Genomic DNA, 16,657 nt, shown 5'->3' with positions numbered 1-16,657 from the left:
GTCAGCCAAAAGCGGCGGGAGGCTGACATGCGGCGAGACTGGCTGAAACGGAGCGCATCCGACCTTGGGCGCGGCATCGACGCCGGAGAGATCTGCCCGGTGGATCTGGCCGAGGCCTACCTTGCCGCGATCAAAGCGCACCCCGATGCGGCCCGCATCTATGCCCGCACAACGCCAAAACGCGCCCGCGCCGAGGCGATGGCGGCCCGCGCGCGCGCCAAGGCCGGCCAGCGGCTTGGGCTCTTGGACGGTGTACCGATCTCGTGGAAGGATCTTTTTGATTCCGCAGGCGTTGCCACGGAATCCGGCTCCGCGCTGCTGGCGGGCCGCGTGCCCGCGCGCGACGCAGAAGTCTTGCGCAATGCCACCGCCGCCGGGCTCAGCTGCTTGGGCAAAACTCATATGTCCGAGCTTGCCTTCTCGGGCCTTGGCTACAACCCGATCACCGCCACGCCGCCCTGTATCAACGATGCCGAGGCCGTTTCGGGCGGCTCGTCCTCGGGCGCTGCGGCCTCTGTCGCCTTTGGGCTGGCCCCGGCAGGCATCGGCTCTGACACCGGCGGGTCCGTGCGGATTCCGGCTGTGTGGAACGATCTGGTGGGGCTGAAAACGACGCTCGGACGCCTGCCGATGGCAGGGGCCGTGCCGTTGTGTGAACAGTTTGACACCATCGGCCCGCTCTGCCGCAGCGTTGAGGACGCGGCGGAGATTCTGGCGGTTCTGGGCGGCTCCAAGGCGGCGGATCTCTCCGGCGCGTCGCTCGCGGGCGTGCGGCTCGCGGTGCTGGAAACCGCAGCCTTTGACGACATCCGCGAGGCCCCGGCGAAAGGCTTTTCCACTGCCCGACGCAGGCTGGAGCGCGCGGGCGCGGAGGTCGATCCGCTGGTGATCCCTGCCGTGGAAGAGGCGCTTTCGCTCTCGGCGATCCTGTTTGCCACCGAGGCCTATGGCCTCTGGAAAGCGCGCATCGAAGCGGCGCCTGACAAGATGTTCCCGGAAATTCTTGAACGATTCCGGGGTGGTGCAAGTTTCAGCGGGGCCGATTACGTGGCCGCCTGGGCGCGGCTGCGCAAGCTGCGCAAGGCCTACCTGCAGGCCACAGCGGGCTATGACGCGATGATCCTGCCCACCTCGCCGATCCTGCCGCCGAACCTCAAGCGGCTCGCCACCGATCACAGCTACTACGTGAGCGAAAACCTCATGGCGCTGCGCAACACGCGCATCGGCAACCTGATGGGGCTCTGCGGGCTCACGCTGCCCACCGGCACGCCCTCCTGCGGGCTGATGATCTTGGCGGCCCCGATGCAGGAAGAACGCCTGCTGCGAATCGGCGCGGCCTGCGAAGCGGCGCTGACCTAAAAGCCACAGGCAACCCCGCGCGGCCCCTGAATCCGCTGGCTTTTTCTGGACCGGCGGCGGGGCTTTGGCTATCCTTCCTTCCAAACGGGGCGAAATGATCCCGATATCTGAGGCAGTTATGGTGTTTCCCGAGCGGTTTTCGAACCTGCCAGAATACGCGTTTCCGCGTTTGCGGGGGCTTCTGGACGCGCATGCGCCCGGCGGCGATCCCGTGATGATGACAATCGGCGAACCGCAGCATGCGTTTCCCGGTTGGGTTTCCTCGATTCTGGCTGCCAATGTGGATGGCTACGGAAAATACCCGCCCAATGACGGCACGCCCGAGCTGCGCAAGGAGATCGCGGGCTGGATCGAGCGCCGCTATAGCGTGATCTGCGATCCCGACACCCAGATAATGGCGCTGAACGGCACGCGTGAGGGGCTTTATAACGCCGCCATGGCGCTTTCGCCCGAAACCAAGAACGGCGCGCGCCCCGTGGTGCTGATGCCCAACCCCTTCTATCAGGTCTATGCCGTGGCCAGCCTCGCACTGGGGGCGGAGCCTGTTTACGTCCCCGCCACCGCAGAAACCGGCTTCCTGCCGGATTACGCCGCGCTGCCGCCCGAGGTGCTGAACCGGGTGACGATCGCCTATATTTGCTCCCCGGCCAACCCGCAGGGCGCCGTGGCCGACGCCGCATACTGGCGCAATCTGATCGCGCTGGCGGAGCGCTATGATTTCCGCATCTTCGCCGATGAGTGCTACGCCGAGATCTACCGCAGCACCCCGCCGCCCGGCGCGCTGCAGATCGCGGATGAGATGGGCGCGGACCCGGAGCGCGTGGTGATCTTCCATTCGCTGTCCAAACGCTCGAACCTGCCCGGCCTGCGCTCGGGCTTCGTGGCGAGCGGCCCTGAGAACATGAAACGCATCAAACAGCTGCGCGCCTTCGCCGGTGCGCCCTTGCCGCTGCCGCTGCAGCGGGTGGCCGAAGGTGTTTGGCGCGACGAGGCGCATGTGGTGGAGAACCGTGCCGCCTATGCGGAGAAATTCGATCTGGCCGATGAAATCTTTGCCGGGGTCGAGGGCTATGCCTCCCCCGAAGCGGGGTTCTTCCTTTGGCTTCCGGTCGCCGATGGCGAGGCCGCAGCGCTGAAGCTCTGGACGGAAACCGGCGTGCGGGTGCTTCCGGGCGCCTACCTGAGCCGGGATGTGAACGGGAATAATCCGGGTGCGGGCTACATTCGTGTCGCCCTTGTCGCCCCGAAAGAAGAAACGGAGCGCGGGCTGATCAGGCTTCGCGACTGTCTGTACGTGTGAGGACGGGTAAAAAGATGGCATATCAGGCAAGACAGCGGGAACCTCTTCTGGATTCCAACATGCAGGCTGCCCTTGAGCGGCGCAGCAAGGAGCTGCTGGGCCTCGGGCTTGCTGTCTGCGCGGTGCTGTTTGCGCTGATGCTCGCCTCCTACACGCCCGATGATCCCAGTTGGCTGACAGCCACGGATGAACCGGCGCAGAACTGGCTGGGGCGCTTCGGGGCCTCCATCGCCTCGCCGCTGTTCATCATCGTCGGCTTCGGTGCCTGGGGCCTGCCGCTGGTGCTGGCCACCTGGGGCGGCCGCCTGATGCTGCATCTGGGCGAAGAGCGGGCGCTCTCGCGCGTGATCTTCGCGCCGATCGCCATTGCCATGGCCGCCGTCTTTGCCTCTACCTACGTGCCGGGGGCCGATTGGACCCACAGCTTTGGCCTTGGCGGGCTGTTTGGCGATACGGTGCTGGGCGCTGTCCTTGGCGTTGCGCCGGTGAAGGCCACCTTCGGTCTGAACGTGATGAGCTTCGTCATGGGGATCGCCACCTTTGGCATGGCGCTTTTCGTACTGGGCTTTACCCTGCCCGAACTGCGCGAAATCCTGCGGCTGGTGCTGGTGGGGATCGTGCTGGCCTATGCCTATACGATGATGTTCCTGCGCAAGGGCTACCGCGCCACCGCCAGAAGCGCCCAGGCCGCCCGCGAAAACCGCGCCGCGCGTAAGCAGGCCGCGCGCCTTGCCGCCGAGGAAGCGCAGATTCAGGCCGAGGAAGCCGCCTACCTGCAGGCCAGCCTTCCCTTCACGCCCGAGGTCACTGCGCCCGCCAAACGCGGCGAGCACCGCGTGCTGCGCGCTGAGCCGACGGTGACGCACGCGGACGATGATTTCGAGTTGATCGACGACGAGCCGGAACCGGACGCCCCCCGCAAGCCCTCCATGCTGGGGCGGATGTTTGCCCGCAAACCGGCGCAGCCCAAGGCCCATGCCGCGCCGGTGATGCCCGTCATGCCGACCGAAGCGCCGCTGCCCATCGACGATGGCGATGAGCGCATCAAGGCCAAGATCGCCGATGTGATCAAATCCCGCGTGCGCCAGACGCAGCCGTTGGTGGCCGACCGCCGCCTTGAGCCCTCGCTCACCCGTGGCCGTGGCCCGCAGCCGCTGATCATGCAGAAGCCTGTACAGGCCCAGCCCGCCGTTGAGGCCCCGGCAGAGCCTGTCCTGCGGGCCCCTGCCCCGCTGGCGGTAGAGGACTACGGCTACCAGCCGGACGATGTCGACGACGGCTACATGCCCGAGGATTACGCCTACGATGAAGCCCCCGCGCCGCAAACGCCCGCGCCGGGTGCCGTGGCGCAGGCCCCGGTGGCAAACCGGGTGATCCCGACTGCCGCGGTTCAGAAACCGGTTGTCCAGCACGCGCCGCGCAAGCCGGTGCAGCCCTCCCGTCAGGCGCAGGCCGAGGCGCAACCCGCGCTGCAGCTGGAACCGAAATCCCACCCGGCCTACGAGCTGCCGCCGCTCTCGCTGCTGCGCAGCCCCGGCACGATCCAGCGCCACCACCTGTCGGACGAGGCGCTCGAAGAGAATGCCCGGATGCTGGAGAACGTGCTCGATGATTACGGCGTGAAGGGCGAGATTGTCTCTGTGCGCCCCGGCCCTGTGGTGACGATGTATGAGCTTGAGCCCGCGCCGGGCCTGAAAGCGAGCCGCGTGATCGGCCTTGCCGACGACATCGCGCGCTCCATGTCGGCGCTCTCCGCGCGGGTCTCCACCGTGCCGGGCCGCTCGGTGATCGGTATCGAACTGCCCAACGAAAACCGCGAGATGGTGGTGCTGCGCGAAATCCTCGCGGCGCGCGATTTCGGCGACAGCAACATGAAGCTGCCGCTGGCGCTCGGCAAGAACATCGGCGGCGATCCCATCGTCGCCAACCTCGCCAAGATGCCCCACCTGCTGATCGCGGGCACCACCGGCTCCGGTAAGTCGGTGGCCATCAACACCATGATCCTTTCGCTGCTCTACAAGCTGTCGCCGGAAGAGTGCCGCCTGATCATGATCGACCCCAAGATGCTGGAACTTTCGGTTTACGACGGCATCCCGCATCTGCTCTCCCCCGTGGTGACGGACCCGAAGAAGGCCGTCGTGGCGCTGAAATGGGTCGTCGCGGAGATGGAAGAGCGCTACCGCAAGATGTCCAAGATGGGCGTGCGCAACATCGACGGCTACAACGGCCGCGTAAAGGAAACCCTCGCCAAAGGCGAGATGTTCTCCCGCACGGTGCAGACGGGCTTTGACGACGATACCGGCGAGCCTGTGTTCGAGACGGAGGAATTCGCCCCCGAAGTGCTGCCCTATATCGTGGTCATCGTCGACGAGATGGCTGACCTGATGATGGTGGCCGGCAAGGAGATCGAAGCCTGCATCCAGCGCCTTGCGCAAATGGCGCGGGCCTCAGGCATTCACCTGATCATGGCCACGCAGCGCCCCTCGGTGGATGTGATCACCGGTACGATCAAGGCCAACTTCCCCACCCGAATCTCCTTCCAGGTGACGAGCAAGATCGACAGCCGCACCATTCTGGGCGAGATGGGCGCCGAGCAGCTTCTGGGCATGGGCGACATGCTCTACATGGCCGGTGGCTCCAAGATCACCCGCGTGCACGGGCCCTTCTGTTCGGATGAAGAGGTCGAGGAAATCGTCAACTACCTCAAATCCTTCGGCCCGCCGGAATACATGAACGGCGTCGTGGAAGGCGTGGACGAGGACAAGGCCGACGACATCGACGCGGTGCTGGGCCTCGGTGGCAACACCACCGGTGAGGATGCGCTCTATGATCAGGCCGTGGCGGTGGTGATCAAGGATCGCAAATGTTCCACCTCCTACATCCAGCGCAAGCTGGCCATCGGCTACAACAAGGCCGCGCGTCTTGTGGAGCAGATGGAAGAAGAGGGGCTGATCTCGGCGGCGAACCACGTCGGCAAGCGCGAGATCCTCGTGCCGGAACAGCAATAGGCGGTGCACCGCTTTGTGAGCGCGCAGGCCCTTCCGTTTGCGCGCCAAGCGGTTACATAGGCCCTATGAACAGACGCAGTTTCCTCCTGGCCCCTCTGGCCCTTGCCCTCCTCGCGCCGCAAGCGCAGGCCGCGAAGATCTCCCTTGGGGAGCTGTCGCGCTACCTCAATGCGCTGCAGACGGCGCAGGCCGATTTCACCCAGATCAACCCGGACGGGACGATCTCGACCGGGCAGCTTTATATCCGGCGGCCCGGGCGGATGCGGTTCGAGTACAACCAGCCCGACAATACCGTGGTGATCGCGGGTGGCGGGCAGGTGGCGATTTTCGATGGCAAGTCCAACACCGGGCCGGAGCAATACCCGCTCAAGCGCACGCCGCTGAACCTGATCCTTGAGCAGAACGTGGATCTGGCCCGCCGCAGTATGGTGATCGGCCATCGCGAAGACGGCCCCAAAACGATCGTCACCGCGCAGGATCCCGAGAACCCGCAATACGGCAACATCCAGCTCGTGTTCACCGGCAGCCCCACCGAGTTGCGCCAGTGGATCGTGACCGATGGCAGCGGCGTGCAGACAACGGTTGTGCTTGGCGCGCTGAACAAGGGCGGCAGCCTCTCGGCGCGGCTGTTCAACATCACGGCGGAAACGCAGGCGCGCAACCGCTGACGCATTTGCCTCAAACTGTAACGGGATTTCCGGCGGCGATGCGGCCGGGCCGGGCTATGCTTGCGGGCAAGAAGGGGAAACACCCTTCGCAGGCATATGAGGGCAGTATGAGCAGTCATCCATTGGCCGGGGCAAGCGCCCCGGATCGGCGCGTCGCAATTGGCGTGATTTCCCGCAAACAGGTGCAGGCGCAGGTTCTGAAGCTTGTGTTTTCCGCCGATCCGCCCGCGCACGGGCGGGGGGAGCGGCAGGAACGCAACCTGTTCGCCAATCTCTGGGAGGCCCCGCGTTTCAAACGCTGGCCGGTCCGCTTTGCGATCCGCCGCGCTCTGACCCGCGCGCAGGAGGCGGATCTTCGGCGTGAACTGGCGGAAATCGAGGCGGCTTACCGCCCCTAAAGCTTTCCGCAGGCCTGAAGCTGGCGCTTGTACATGTCGGAGCGGCTGTCCACCGTTCCGGCCACGCGCACGAGCCAAGATTTGGACTTGTAGGAGCCGCGCGAATAGCCCGTCCAGCCTTCGTGGTACGCGAGATACTGGTTACGCGCATCCGTTTTGGGGATGCCGAGTTTCTCGGTGGTCCGGTTCATGTACCAGCCCATGAAATCCGTGGCATCGGCGATGTTGTCCCGCTTGGCACCGCGATTGCCGGAGGACTTCAGGTATTCATCCCACGTGCCATCCAGCGCCTGCGCATAGCCGTAGGCCGAGGACTGCCGCCCCATCGGAATCACACCCAGCGAGTAGCGCAGCGGCGTGCGCGCATCGCCCACGAACTTGCTCTCTTGGTAGATGGTGGCCATCTGCACGTTGATCGGCACGCCGTATTTGCGCTCGACCTTCTTCATGGACCGTCGGAATTTCGGGTATTGCTTAACAATGGAACAGGCGTCGTTCAGGTTCCGCGGCGGCGGGGGCGGCCCACCGCACGCGGCCAGAACGACCAGTAAACTGGCGAAAAGGACCACGCGTTTCATGTAACTCTGTCTGCTCGTTTTATGTTTATTGGCTCCAGACTACCGCATCGGGGCCCGCAAGAAAACGGCAAAGCCGATAGGCGGGCGATCACATTTTCAAAAGCGGGCCGCGCCATGAAATTGCCACATTCCGGAGCGCAGGATTTTCGGAAACCTGCGGAATCATTGGGGTATTTTGGTAGCGTGCTGAAAACTGTCCAAAATTTTGCCACAATTTGTTTCGGGGAAATCTTAGGGCCACGCGTGGACTCGGGCGCGATTAAGGGCATAATAACCTTAACGAGGGTCAATGTAATGATTACCACGCGTGCAAAATATCACCTGGGCCAGGTTGTCCGCCATCGCAAGCATCCGTTTCGCGGTGTCGTCTTCGACGTGGACCCGGAGTTCGCAAATACCGAAGAATGGTACAACGCCATTCCCGAGGAAAGCCGGCCAAGCCGGGAGCAGCCGTTTTACCATCTGCTGGCCGTGAACGAACAAGATCATTACGTGGCCTATGTGTCCGAGCAGAACCTGATCGCCGATTACACCGGCGGCCCGGTCGAACACCCGGACCTGCCGGATCTCTTCGGCGATTTCCGCGATGGCGCTTACCCGCTGCAGTTCCAGCTGAACTGAGCCAGCTTAGCGCTCCACCGGGTGGCCGCCCTCATCCCAGCCTTTGAAGCCGCCGTCGAGCTCGGCAACATTCTCCACGCCCATGTCTTGCAGCGTTTTTGCAGCAAGCGCCGAGCGCCAGGCGCTGGCGCAGAACAGTACCAGAAGCCGCCCTTCGCCAAGGGCGGGCTTGTGGTACGGGCTTTCCGGATCGACCCAGAATTCCAGCATGCCGCGCGGCGCGTGAAAGGCACCGGGGATCCGGCCCTCCCGCTCCAGCTCGCGGATGTCGCGGATATCGACCATGAGCGCGGTGCCTGCGGCAACCGCCTGTTGAACGGCATCCGCTGGCAGGGTGGTGATTTCGGACTTGGCTTGCGCCACAAGCGTGCGCACAGGGGTGATGGCCATGCTCAATACCCCAGCGCGCAGCCGTCCTTGCGGGGGTCCGAGGCCCCCTCAAGCACGCCGCTGTCTGCATGGATCCGAATCGCCTGCGCGCCGCCGATCGCGGTGTCCGGGTCCACGATCCTGTGGCCCATCTCCGCCAGTTCCGCCTTGACGGCCTCGCCATAGCCGCGCTCCACCTTCATGTCGCCTGCGTCAGAGAAGCAGCGCGGCGCGTCGATGGCGCTTTGGGGGTCCATGCCGAAATCCACCATGTTTGACAGGAAACGCGCGTGGCCGTTGGGCTGGTAGGCCCCGCCCATCACGCCAAAGGGCATGATCACCTTGCCGTCCTGTTTCAGCATGCCGGGGATGATCGTGTGCATCGGGCGTTTGCCGCCACCGGCCTCGTTCGGGTGGCCTTCCTCCAGCGTGAAGCCCGCGCCACGGTTCTGGAAGTTGATGCCGAATTTCGCGGAGGCGAGGCCCGAGCCGAAACTGTGGAAGATCGAATAGATCAGCGACACGGCCATGCGATCCTTGTCCACAACGGTGATGTAGATCGTGTCCTTGTGGACCTGTTCGCTCAACTTGTGGGGATCGGCCATCGCGCGTTTCGGATCGATCAGCGCGGCAAGTGCTTCGGCCGTTTCCGGTGCCAGCATATGGGCAAGCCGCGTGGTGAAATCGGCATCCGCAAGAAAGCGGTTGCGGGCGTCATAGGCCAGCTTCGCGGCTTCGGCCTCGATATGGGCGCGTTGCGCGCCGAAGGGGTCCATAGACGCGATGTCGAAATGCTTCAGGATATTGGCCAGCAGGATCGCCGTTGCGCCGTGGCCGTTCGGGGCATGTTCAACCAGTTCGATCCCGCCATAGCTACCGCTCACCGGTTCGGTGTATTCGCAGGCTGTCGCCGCGAAATCCTCCAGCGTGTGGCTGCCGCCGAGCGCACGCAGGGAGTCGACCATATCCTCGGCCACCTCGCCTTCGTAGAAGCCGGCGCGCCCTTCCATTGCGATGCGGCGCAGCACGTCGGCCTGCTTCGGGGCGCGGAAGATTTGCCCGGGGCGCGGGGCTTTGCCATCGAAAAGGTAGTCCCGCCGCGCGTCGCCCTGCAGCGCGCCCTCGGCCAGCGCCCAGTCGAAAGCGGTGCGCGGGGCCACGGGCACGCCGGCCTCGGCGTAGTGGATGGCCGGCGCAAGGCTCGCTTTCAGCCCGGCCTTGCCCCAATCCTTGGACAGGCGGCAGAAGGCATCCACCGCGCCCGGCACGGTGACGGCATGCGCGCTGAGCGGGGGCATGACCTTGTGGCCCTCCGCGCGCAGTGCCGCCGCGCTCAAGCCAGCCGGGGCGCGGCCCGAGCCGTTCAGGGCGATGATGTCCTCGCGCCCGGCAGGCTTCAAAAGCACGAAGCAATCGCCGCCGATCCCCGTCATCTGCGGTTCGCAAATCCCAAGCAGCACCGCGCCAGCGATGGCGGCGTCCATGGCGTTGCCGCCGGACTCCAGCATCTGGATGGCGACCTTCGCCGCCAGCGGGTGCGAGGTGGCACAGAGGCCATTGGTTGCGAAAACGGGCGAGCGCCCGGGCAGGTGGAAATCCCGCATGTCATGCTCCTTCAACGTCCGGTCAGGAGCCTAGGCTGCACTTCGGGAAATTCAACATCAATTTGAGTTGCGAGTCTGTGGGGGAAATCTGCGATCTGGACCCCGGTGCGCGCAAAGGTGGGGGCTGTTGCTCACGGCACCGGGGGAAGCCAGATAGCAGCTACGCGATCAGTATGGCGCTTCTTTGGGGCCTCGTTGCGGAGCGAATGTGGCGGTATTGGGGCGATGCCTCGTTGGGGGGCGCTCAATGCTCTGGTCGACCCCCGGCATGGCAAATCCGCCGGCCGATCAATAACCCGGCCGGGGGACTGCCGCAGACGGTGCGCCGTCTACGAATGGCTGCCTTCCGGTGTGCTTGCCAGATCCAGCCGAAACCGCAGTTCGTTGCGGGGGCCGACCCGTTGATAGGACAGATCCTGCGCGATCTGCCGGATCAGCAGCCAGCCAAAGCCGCCTTCTGGCAGATCGTCCAGCGCCGTATCCTCCTCGACGGCATGGCCCGTGGGCAGGGCACCCGCCGGCATCGGCGCGCCTTCATCGGTGACAAGGAAACTGATGGCTTCGCCCTTGGGGGCGATCTGCACCTCGATCGAGCCGTTCAGCGCGGCATAGGCGTGTTCCACCACGTTGTTCATCACTTCGGCCAAGACGATCTGCGCCTGATCCCAGATCGCCGGATCCTGCGTGACCCCGCGCAGGGCCTCGTCGATCCTGTCCAGCGCGGCGCGCACGGAATGCGGATCGCCGGGGATGCGCAGGGTGATGGGCCCGTCTGTCTGTGTCTCTCCCATGGAGGTTTCCGCCCTTGTGTTAGGTTGCAGCCGCCGCGGCGGCGGCTTCGGCGCTGTCATGCACCTTGAAAACGCTGTCCATCCGGGTGAGCTTGAACACCTGCGCCACGGCAGGGGCCAGCGCGGCGACCTCGAGCTTCACGTCCGGGGCAAGCAGCTTCATCACCGCGACAAGCGCGCCAAGGCCGCTGCTGTCCAGAAACTGCACCTGCGCCATATCCAGAATGACCCGGCCGGGGCCGCCGGAGCCGATCGAGCGCATCTGCTCCTTGAATTCAAGCGCCCCGGCCGAATCGAGACGCGATTCTTCGAGCGCAACGACCCGGACATCCCCTACGTCTTGTGACGACAAATGCATTGCAGCCTCCGAATGATCACATCTGGCAAGAAGGCTAGACGGCAAAGGTTACCATTCGGTATGCGTATGCCCGAGAGCGAGAGAGAGCAGGCCACGGCCTGCAGAGGAGAGACCAAATGACATCGGTTGTTATCGTCGGGGCCGCCCGCACGCCCATGGGCGGCTTTCAGGGGGCCTTCGCGGAGGCCAGTGCCGCAGAGCTGGGCGGGGCCGCGATCCGCGCCGCGCTGGAGAATGCAGGCACCGCGCCGGAGAAGATCGAGGAAATTGTGATGGGCTGCGTGCTGCCCGCCGGGCAAGGGCAGGCCCCCGCACGGCAGGCGGGCTTCAAGGCGGGCCTTGGCGAAGAGGTGCCCGCCACGACGCTCAACAAGATGTGCGGCTCCGGCATGCAGGCCGCCATGGTAGCTGCCGATCAGATCGCGCTGGGCCGCGCCGGGCTGATGGTCGCCGGAGGCATGGAGAGCATGACGAACGCGCCCTACCTGTTGCCCAAGATGCGCGGCGGCGCGCGGATCGGCCACCAGCAGGTGCAGGACAGCATGTTCCTCGACGGGCTGGAGGACGCCTACGACAAGGGCCGGCTGATGGGCACCTTTGCCGAGGATTGCGCCGAGGCCTTCCAGTTCACCCGCGCCGATCAGGATGCCTATGCGCTGAAATCGCTCGCAAACGCGCTCGAAGCACAGAAGAGCGGGGCCTTTGAGGGCGAGATTGCGCCTGTCACGCTGAAGACCCGCCGGGGCGATGTGGTGATCGCGGAGGACGAGCAGCCCGGCAATGCGCGACCCGAGAAGATCCCGACGCTCAAGCCCGCCTTTCGCGCCGATGGCACGGTGACCCCGGCCAATGCGTCGTCCATCTCGGATGGGGCGGCGGCATTGGTGCTTGCCAGCGAAGAAGCCGCCACGGCACAGGGCCTGCCTATTCGGGCCCGCATCCTTGGCTATTCCAGCCACGCGCAGGCCCCGGGCCTCTTCACCACCGCGCCCGTCCCGGCGGCCCAGAAGCTGCTGGCCAAGATCGGCTGGGAGGCCGAAAGCGTCGATCTCTGGGAGGTGAACGAGGCCTTCGCCGTGGTGCCGATGGCTTTCATGCACGAGATGGGCCTGCCGCGCGAGAAGGTGAACGTGAATGGCGGCGCCTGCGCGCTGGGCCACCCGATCGGTGCATCCGGCGCGCGGATCATCGTGACGCTGCTGAACGCGCTGGAAAAGCGCGGCCTCAAGCGCGGCGTGGCGGCGATCTGTATCGGCGGCGGCGAAGGCACGGCCATCGCGATCGAACGCCCATGACGCGGGTGGATTATACGGACCTCGGGAAGGTGCTCGACAGCCTGACCGAAGGCGAAACGGATGCGGTGGCCCTCATGGCCACCGTTGCCTGCGAAGTGCACCACAGCGATGACCGCTTCAACTGGACGGGTTTCTACCGCAACGTTGGGAATGAGGTGCTGAAGATCGGCCCCTATCAGGGCGGGCACGGCTGCCTCGTGATCCCGTTTGCGCGCGGTGTCTGCGGCGCGGCGGCGCGCACGGGCGAGGTGCAGCTGGTGCCGGATGTCGATGCCTTCCCCGGCCATATCGCCTGCGCCTCCTCCACGCGCTCCGAACTGGTGCTGCCTGTCTGGAACGGACAGGGCGATCTGCTCGGGGTCTTCGATCTGGACAGCGACTTGCCCGGCGCCTTCACCGAAGCGGATGCCGAGGCGCTCGCCGGGATTCTCGCGCGCGTGTTCCACGGGGCCGCATGAGCGTCGAGGGCTGGGCCGTCTTTGCGCTGTTCTGGGCGGTCTTCGTCGTCACGCCGGGGCCCAATGCGGTGAACTGCATCCAGAACGGGATGCAGTTCGGGTTTCGCCGGGCGCTCTGGGGTGTGGCGGCGATCCTGTGTCAGGCCACGGCGTTCCTGCTGCTCTCGGCAGCGGGCGTGACGGCGGTGATCGCGGCCTCACCCAAGCTTTTCCTCGCGATGAAGATCCTTGGGGCGCTCTTCCTGATCGGCCTTGGCGTCAAGGGCTGGCTGGCCGCCGGTAAACCTCCGCGCGTGCGGGGGGTGACGGGGCGCGGCATCTTCACCAAGGCGCTGCTGATCGCGACGATCAATGCCAAGAGCGTGGCGGGCTACCTGGCTGCCTTTTCGCAGTTCGTGCAGCCTGAGGTGCCGATCTGGTCGCAGATGGGGGCGATCATGCCCACAGCGCTGACGCTGACCGCGCTGTCCTATTGTGGCTACACCGCGCTCGGCGCGGGTATGGGCCGCGCAGCGCTGGGGGCAGTGCTCAATCTCTGGTTTCGTCGGATCATGGCGGGGTGTTTCGTGGTATATGGGCTTCTGCTGGGCGTGACTGCCCTGTCGATGGGAGGGCGCGCATGAGTCTTTACACCGGTTCCTGCCTCTGCGGCGCCGTGCGCTACGAGGTCGAGGGGCCTTTGCGCCCCTCTGTGGCCTGCCACTGCAGCCAGTGCCGCAAAACCAGCGGGCACTATTGGTCGGCCACGCAGGTGCCCGACGCGCGCTTGCGGATTACCTGCAATGAGGGGCTTGTGTGGTTTCGCTCCTCCGAGAAAGCCGAGCGCGGCTTCTGCAAGGGCTGCGGTGCGAGCCTGTTCTGGCGCATGGACGGCGAAGGCATGACATCCATCGGCTCCGGCACGCTGGACGCGCCAGAAGGCCTGACAACGGCCAAACACATCTACGTGGCCGACAAGCCGGGCTACTACGAGATCGAAGACGGCCCGGAGCAACATCCGTGAGACGGCTTGCGCCGCGCCGTTCCCAAGGCTAGGCCAGCGCACATGGACGATACCTATGCGCCGCCCGACACCCCGCTGGACATCCTGCACCACGATCACGAGATCCTCGTGGTCAACAAGCCCTCCGGCCTGCTCTCTGTGCCGGGCAAGGGCGAACACCTTGCAGATTGCCTGATCGCCCGGATTCAAGCGGCCTTCCCGGAAGCGCTGCTCGTGCACCGGCTGGACAGGGATACCTCGGGCGTCATGGTCTTTGCGCTCACGCCCCACGCGCAGCGTCACCTCGGGCTGCAGTTCGAAAAACGGCAGACCAAGAAAACCTACGTGGCGCGCGTCTACGGGCAGGTGGAGGGCACCACGGGCACAGTAGATCTGCCCCTGATCGTGGACTGGCCCAACCGCCCGCTGCAGAAAGTGGATTTCGAAACCGGCAAGGAAGCCATCACCGACTGGAAGGTGATGCGCCGGGAAGAGGGCGCAACGCGGATGCGCCTCTTTCCCAAGACCGGCCGCAGCCACCAGCTCCGCGTCCACATGCGCGAAATCGGCCACCCGATCCTCGGCGATCCCTTCTATGCCTCAGGCGAAGCCCTCAACGCGCCGCGCTTGATGCTCCACGCCGAGTCTCTGCGCTTCCGCCATCCGGACGGCGGCAAGGGCATGCAGTTCCGGGCTCCGGTTCCGTTCTGAACGGATCTTGCGAGGCTGCGCCGCGCGCGAGCGGGGCTGGCTGCCCCGCACCCCGCGGATATTTTTACCAAGATGAAGGGCCCCCTTTCCTCTTGCTCCAAATACCTCGGGGGTGCGGGGGCAGAGCCCCCGCGACGGCGCTCGCGATTGCAAACAACTTCGTGAGGCGCGGCTTTGGCGCTTTGTCTGCCGCCCTATCTTCGGTGAATAGTGGGGCAAACACCGGAGGTAGCCATGCGCACATCATACAAACCCGATCTCACCTGGGCGGACGTCACCCCCAAAGACGTTTTCGTGAACCGCCGTTCCCTGATTGGCGGGATCGGTGCCACGGCCGCGCTTGGCAGCATCGGCGGCATGGCGCAGGCGACGAAGATCGACACTGTGCCGAGCTCCTTGTCCACCGACCTTGAGCCCAACAGTTTTGAGGACATCACCTCCTACAACAACTTCTACGAGTTCGGCACCGGCAAGACCGACCCGGCCAAACACGCCCATCAGCTGACCACCGATCCGTGGTCGGTGCAGATTGACGGGCTCGTGGACAATCCCGGCACCTATGATCTGGCCGATCTGACCAAGGACGTGCAGATGGAGGAGCGCATCTACCGCTTCCGCTGTGTCGAGGCCTGGTCGATGGTCATTCCCTGGGTCGGTTTCGAGCTGAACCAGCTTCTGGCCCGCGTCGGCGTGCAGCCGGGCGCGAAATACGTGGCCTTCGAAACGCTGGTGCGCCCCGAAGAGATGCCCGGCCAGCGCCGGGGCTTTCTGGACTGGCCCTACCGCGAAGGGCTGCGGCTCGATGAGGCGATGCATCCGCTCACCATCATGGCCACCGGGCTCTATGGCGAGACGATGCCGAACCAGAACGGCGCGCCGATCCGGTTGGTGGTGCCGTGGAAATACGGGTTCAAATCCATCAAGTCGATTGTGCGCATCTCGCTTACGGCAGAGGAGCCGCCAACCAGCTGGAACATGGCGAACCCGCGCGAATACGGCTTCTATTCCAACGTGAACCCCGAGGTGGACCACCCGCGCTGGTCGCAGGCCACGGAACGCAAGGTCGGCGGCGGGCTGATCGCCAAGCGCCAGCCGACCCTGATGATGAACGGCTATGCCGATCAGGTGATGGATCTCTACAAGGGGATGGACCTTGCCACGTTCTACTGAGGCAAGCCTAGCTGACAGGATCAATGCCGCCACGCGCCGGATCCCGGCGTGGCCGCTCTATCTGCTGGCCATACTCCCGCCCGCCTGGCTGCTCTGGCAGGGGCTGACTGGCGGGCTGGGCGTGGATCCGGTCAAGGAGATGGAGCACCAGATGGGGCTCTGGGGGCTGCAGGTGCTGATCGCGAGCCTCTGCATCACCCCTCTGCGTCGCTTCGCCGGGATCAACCTGCTGCGCTACCGGCGCGCAATCGGCCTCGTGGGGTTCTTCTATATCCTGCTGCACCTGCTCGTCTGGCTCGTGCTCGATGTGCAGATCCCCGAACAGATCTGGGCCGATATCGTCAAGCGCCCCTATATCACCATCGGCATGGCCGGGTTCCTGATGCTCGTGCCGTTGGCGATCACCTCCAACAACCTGTCGATCCGCAAGATGGGGGCAGCGGCCTGGCGGCGCTTGCACAAGCTGGCCTATTTCGCGGTGCTGGCGGGCGGCGTTCACTACGTGATGCTGGTGAAGGGCTGGCAGATCGAGCCGCTGATCTATCTGGCGGTGACTGCTCTACTGGTCGCGACGCGGCTCTCCCTGCGCTGGCCGCGACGCAGAAGCCCGGGCCCTTCGACGTCTTAGGAGGCGGGTTTTCCTCCACTCGGGGCGCTTGAGCGTACCGAGTCACGGGCATTCCGGCAGCGAGTCTGTGGAGAAGCCTGTGGGGAATGTTAGCGTCGCAACCGGCCTTTGTTCCGACGGGGCCTGATGGCCCGGAAAAACAAGGACAGATAGAGGCTCGAAGCTATTATGATCTTTTAGAAATCATTTGAAAACAAAAGGTTGGAAACTTTTTCAGGAAAAAATGCGAAAAAGATGCTTTTTGGTGTTGCGACTCTCTGGGGGTGTCCGTAAAAGCCCCTTCACCGGCGGCGCTGAGGCACTGACGGGGCGGCCTCGGGGCTGGGACGGAACGGACGGAAGCTTAGGTTTCTGGAAGG

18 protein-coding genes are annotated in these 16,657 nt (G+C 64.9%); 13 read left to right on the top strand and 5 right to left on the bottom strand.

All coding sequences use genetic code 11. The annotated features are described in order from the left end of the window. Positions 1 to 27: 27 nt before the first annotated feature. The 5 genes from KVX96_RS00090 (at position 28) to KVX96_RS00070 (ending at position 6,733) form a co-directional block, all read left to right on the top strand. Positions 28 to 1,359, top strand: coding sequence for an amidase (locus KVX96_RS00090; protein WP_261191889.1), 1,332 nt, complete (start codon positions 28 to 30; stop codon positions 1,357 to 1,359). A 118-nt stretch (positions 1,360 to 1,477) separates the two neighbouring features. After that, positions 1,478 to 2,659, top strand: a complete 1,182-nt coding sequence (locus KVX96_RS00085) for an aminotransferase class I/II-fold pyridoxal phosphate-dependent enzyme (protein WP_261195341.1) — start codon at positions 1,478 to 1,480, stop codon at positions 2,657 to 2,659. Positions 2,660 to 2,673: 14 nt separating this feature from the next. Continuing rightward, complete coding sequence (locus tag KVX96_RS00080) at positions 2,674 to 5,667, top strand: DNA translocase FtsK (RefSeq protein ID WP_261191888.1); 2,994 nt, start codon at positions 2,674 to 2,676, stop codon at positions 5,665 to 5,667. Between the two features lie 65 nt (positions 5,668 to 5,732). Further along, a complete protein-coding gene (locus tag KVX96_RS00075) occupies positions 5,733 to 6,335 on the top strand; it encodes a LolA family protein (RefSeq protein ID WP_261191887.1) in 603 nt (200 codons plus the stop codon). A 107-nt stretch (positions 6,336 to 6,442) separates the two neighbouring features. Continuing rightward, entirely contained in the window at positions 6,443 to 6,733 is a 291-nt protein-coding gene (locus KVX96_RS00070; protein ID WP_261191886.1) for a hypothetical protein, read from the top strand. Here the strand turns inward: KVX96_RS00070 and KVX96_RS00065 are convergent. Further along, positions 6,730 to 7,311: a lytic transglycosylase gene (locus tag KVX96_RS00065; RefSeq protein WP_261191885.1), complete on the bottom strand. Its 582-nt coding sequence runs from the start codon at positions 7,309 to 7,311 to the stop codon at positions 6,730 to 6,732. The genes KVX96_RS00070 and KVX96_RS00065 overlap by 4 nt on opposite strands. A 294-nt stretch (positions 7,312 to 7,605) precedes the next feature. Between KVX96_RS00065 and hspQ the strand changes: the two genes are divergently transcribed. Then, entirely contained in the window at positions 7,606 to 7,932 is a 327-nt protein-coding gene (gene hspQ / locus KVX96_RS00060) for a heat shock protein HspQ (RefSeq protein ID WP_261191884.1), read from the top strand. Positions 7,933 to 7,938: 6 nt separating this feature from the next. Here hspQ and KVX96_RS00055 read toward each other — a convergent pair whose 3' ends face one another. From KVX96_RS00055 to KVX96_RS00040, 4 genes are all read right to left on the bottom strand, one after another. After that, a complete protein-coding gene (locus KVX96_RS00055; protein WP_261191883.1) occupies positions 7,939 to 8,322 on the bottom strand; it encodes a rhodanese-like domain-containing protein in 384 nt (127 codons plus the stop codon). 2 nt (positions 8,323 to 8,324) lie between these two features. Next, a complete protein-coding gene (locus KVX96_RS00050) occupies positions 8,325 to 9,905 on the bottom strand; it encodes a gamma-glutamyltransferase family protein (protein ID WP_261191882.1) in 1,581 nt (526 codons plus the stop codon). Positions 9,906 to 10,234: 329 nt separating this feature from the next. Further along, a complete protein-coding gene (locus KVX96_RS00045; protein WP_261191881.1) occupies positions 10,235 to 10,696 on the bottom strand; it encodes an ATP-binding protein in 462 nt (153 codons plus the stop codon). Positions 10,697 to 10,715: 19 nt separating this feature from the next. Further along, on the bottom strand, positions 10,716 to 11,054 hold the full coding sequence (locus tag KVX96_RS00040; protein WP_261191880.1) for an STAS domain-containing protein: 339 nt from the start codon (positions 11,052 to 11,054) through the stop codon (positions 10,716 to 10,718). Positions 11,055 to 11,170: 116 nt separating this feature from the next. On the opposite strand from KVX96_RS00040, the gene KVX96_RS00035 reads away from it, so the two are divergent. The 7 genes from KVX96_RS00035 to msrQ all read left to right on the top strand — a co-directional run bounded on the left by KVX96_RS00035 (position 11,171) and on the right by msrQ (position 16,298). Next, positions 11,171 to 12,349 carry a thiolase family protein gene (locus KVX96_RS00035; protein ID WP_261191879.1) on the top strand — a complete coding sequence of 393 codons (1,179 nt, stop codon included), beginning with the start codon at positions 11,171 to 11,173 and terminating at the stop codon, positions 12,347 to 12,349. Beyond that, the gene (locus KVX96_RS00030; RefSeq protein WP_261191878.1) at positions 12,346 to 12,807 is read left to right on the top strand and encodes a GAF domain-containing protein; all 462 of its coding nucleotides are present in this window, start codon (positions 12,346 to 12,348) and stop codon (positions 12,805 to 12,807) included. Before KVX96_RS00035 ends, KVX96_RS00030 begins: the two co-directional genes overlap by 4 nt. Next, positions 12,804 to 13,430 carry a LysE family translocator gene (locus KVX96_RS00025; protein ID WP_261191877.1) on the top strand — a complete coding sequence of 209 codons (627 nt, stop codon included), beginning with the start codon at positions 12,804 to 12,806 and terminating at the stop codon, positions 13,428 to 13,430. The genes KVX96_RS00030 and KVX96_RS00025 overlap by 4 nt, the downstream gene beginning before the upstream one ends. Beyond that, positions 13,427 to 13,810: a GFA family protein gene (locus tag KVX96_RS00020; RefSeq protein ID WP_261191876.1), complete on the top strand. Its 384-nt coding sequence runs from the start codon at positions 13,427 to 13,429 to the stop codon at positions 13,808 to 13,810. The genes KVX96_RS00025 and KVX96_RS00020 overlap by 4 nt, the downstream gene beginning before the upstream one ends. Positions 13,811 to 13,852: 42 nt before the next feature. Then, complete coding sequence (locus KVX96_RS00015) at positions 13,853 to 14,500, top strand: RluA family pseudouridine synthase (protein WP_261191875.1); 648 nt, start codon at positions 13,853 to 13,855, stop codon at positions 14,498 to 14,500. A gap of 234 nt (positions 14,501 to 14,734) precedes the next feature. Next, positions 14,735 to 15,670, top strand: a complete 936-nt coding sequence (gene msrP, locus KVX96_RS00010; RefSeq protein ID WP_261191874.1) for a protein-methionine-sulfoxide reductase catalytic subunit MsrP — start codon at positions 14,735 to 14,737, stop codon at positions 15,668 to 15,670. Next, positions 15,654 to 16,298, top strand: coding sequence for a protein-methionine-sulfoxide reductase heme-binding subunit MsrQ (msrQ, locus tag KVX96_RS00005; protein ID WP_261191873.1), 645 nt, complete (start codon positions 15,654 to 15,656; stop codon positions 16,296 to 16,298). The genes msrP and msrQ overlap by 17 nt, the downstream gene beginning before the upstream one ends. Positions 16,299 to 16,657: the final 359 nt, after the last annotated feature.

Origin of the sequence: Pseudoruegeria sp. SHC-113, from assembly GCF_025376885.1 — a bacterium.
Taxonomy (GTDB): Bacteria; Pseudomonadota; Alphaproteobacteria; order Rhodobacterales; family Rhodobacteraceae; genus Pseudoruegeria.
The sequence above is the reverse complement of the archived record's forward strand: the minus strand, read 5'-3'. Positions and strand labels throughout refer to the sequence as shown.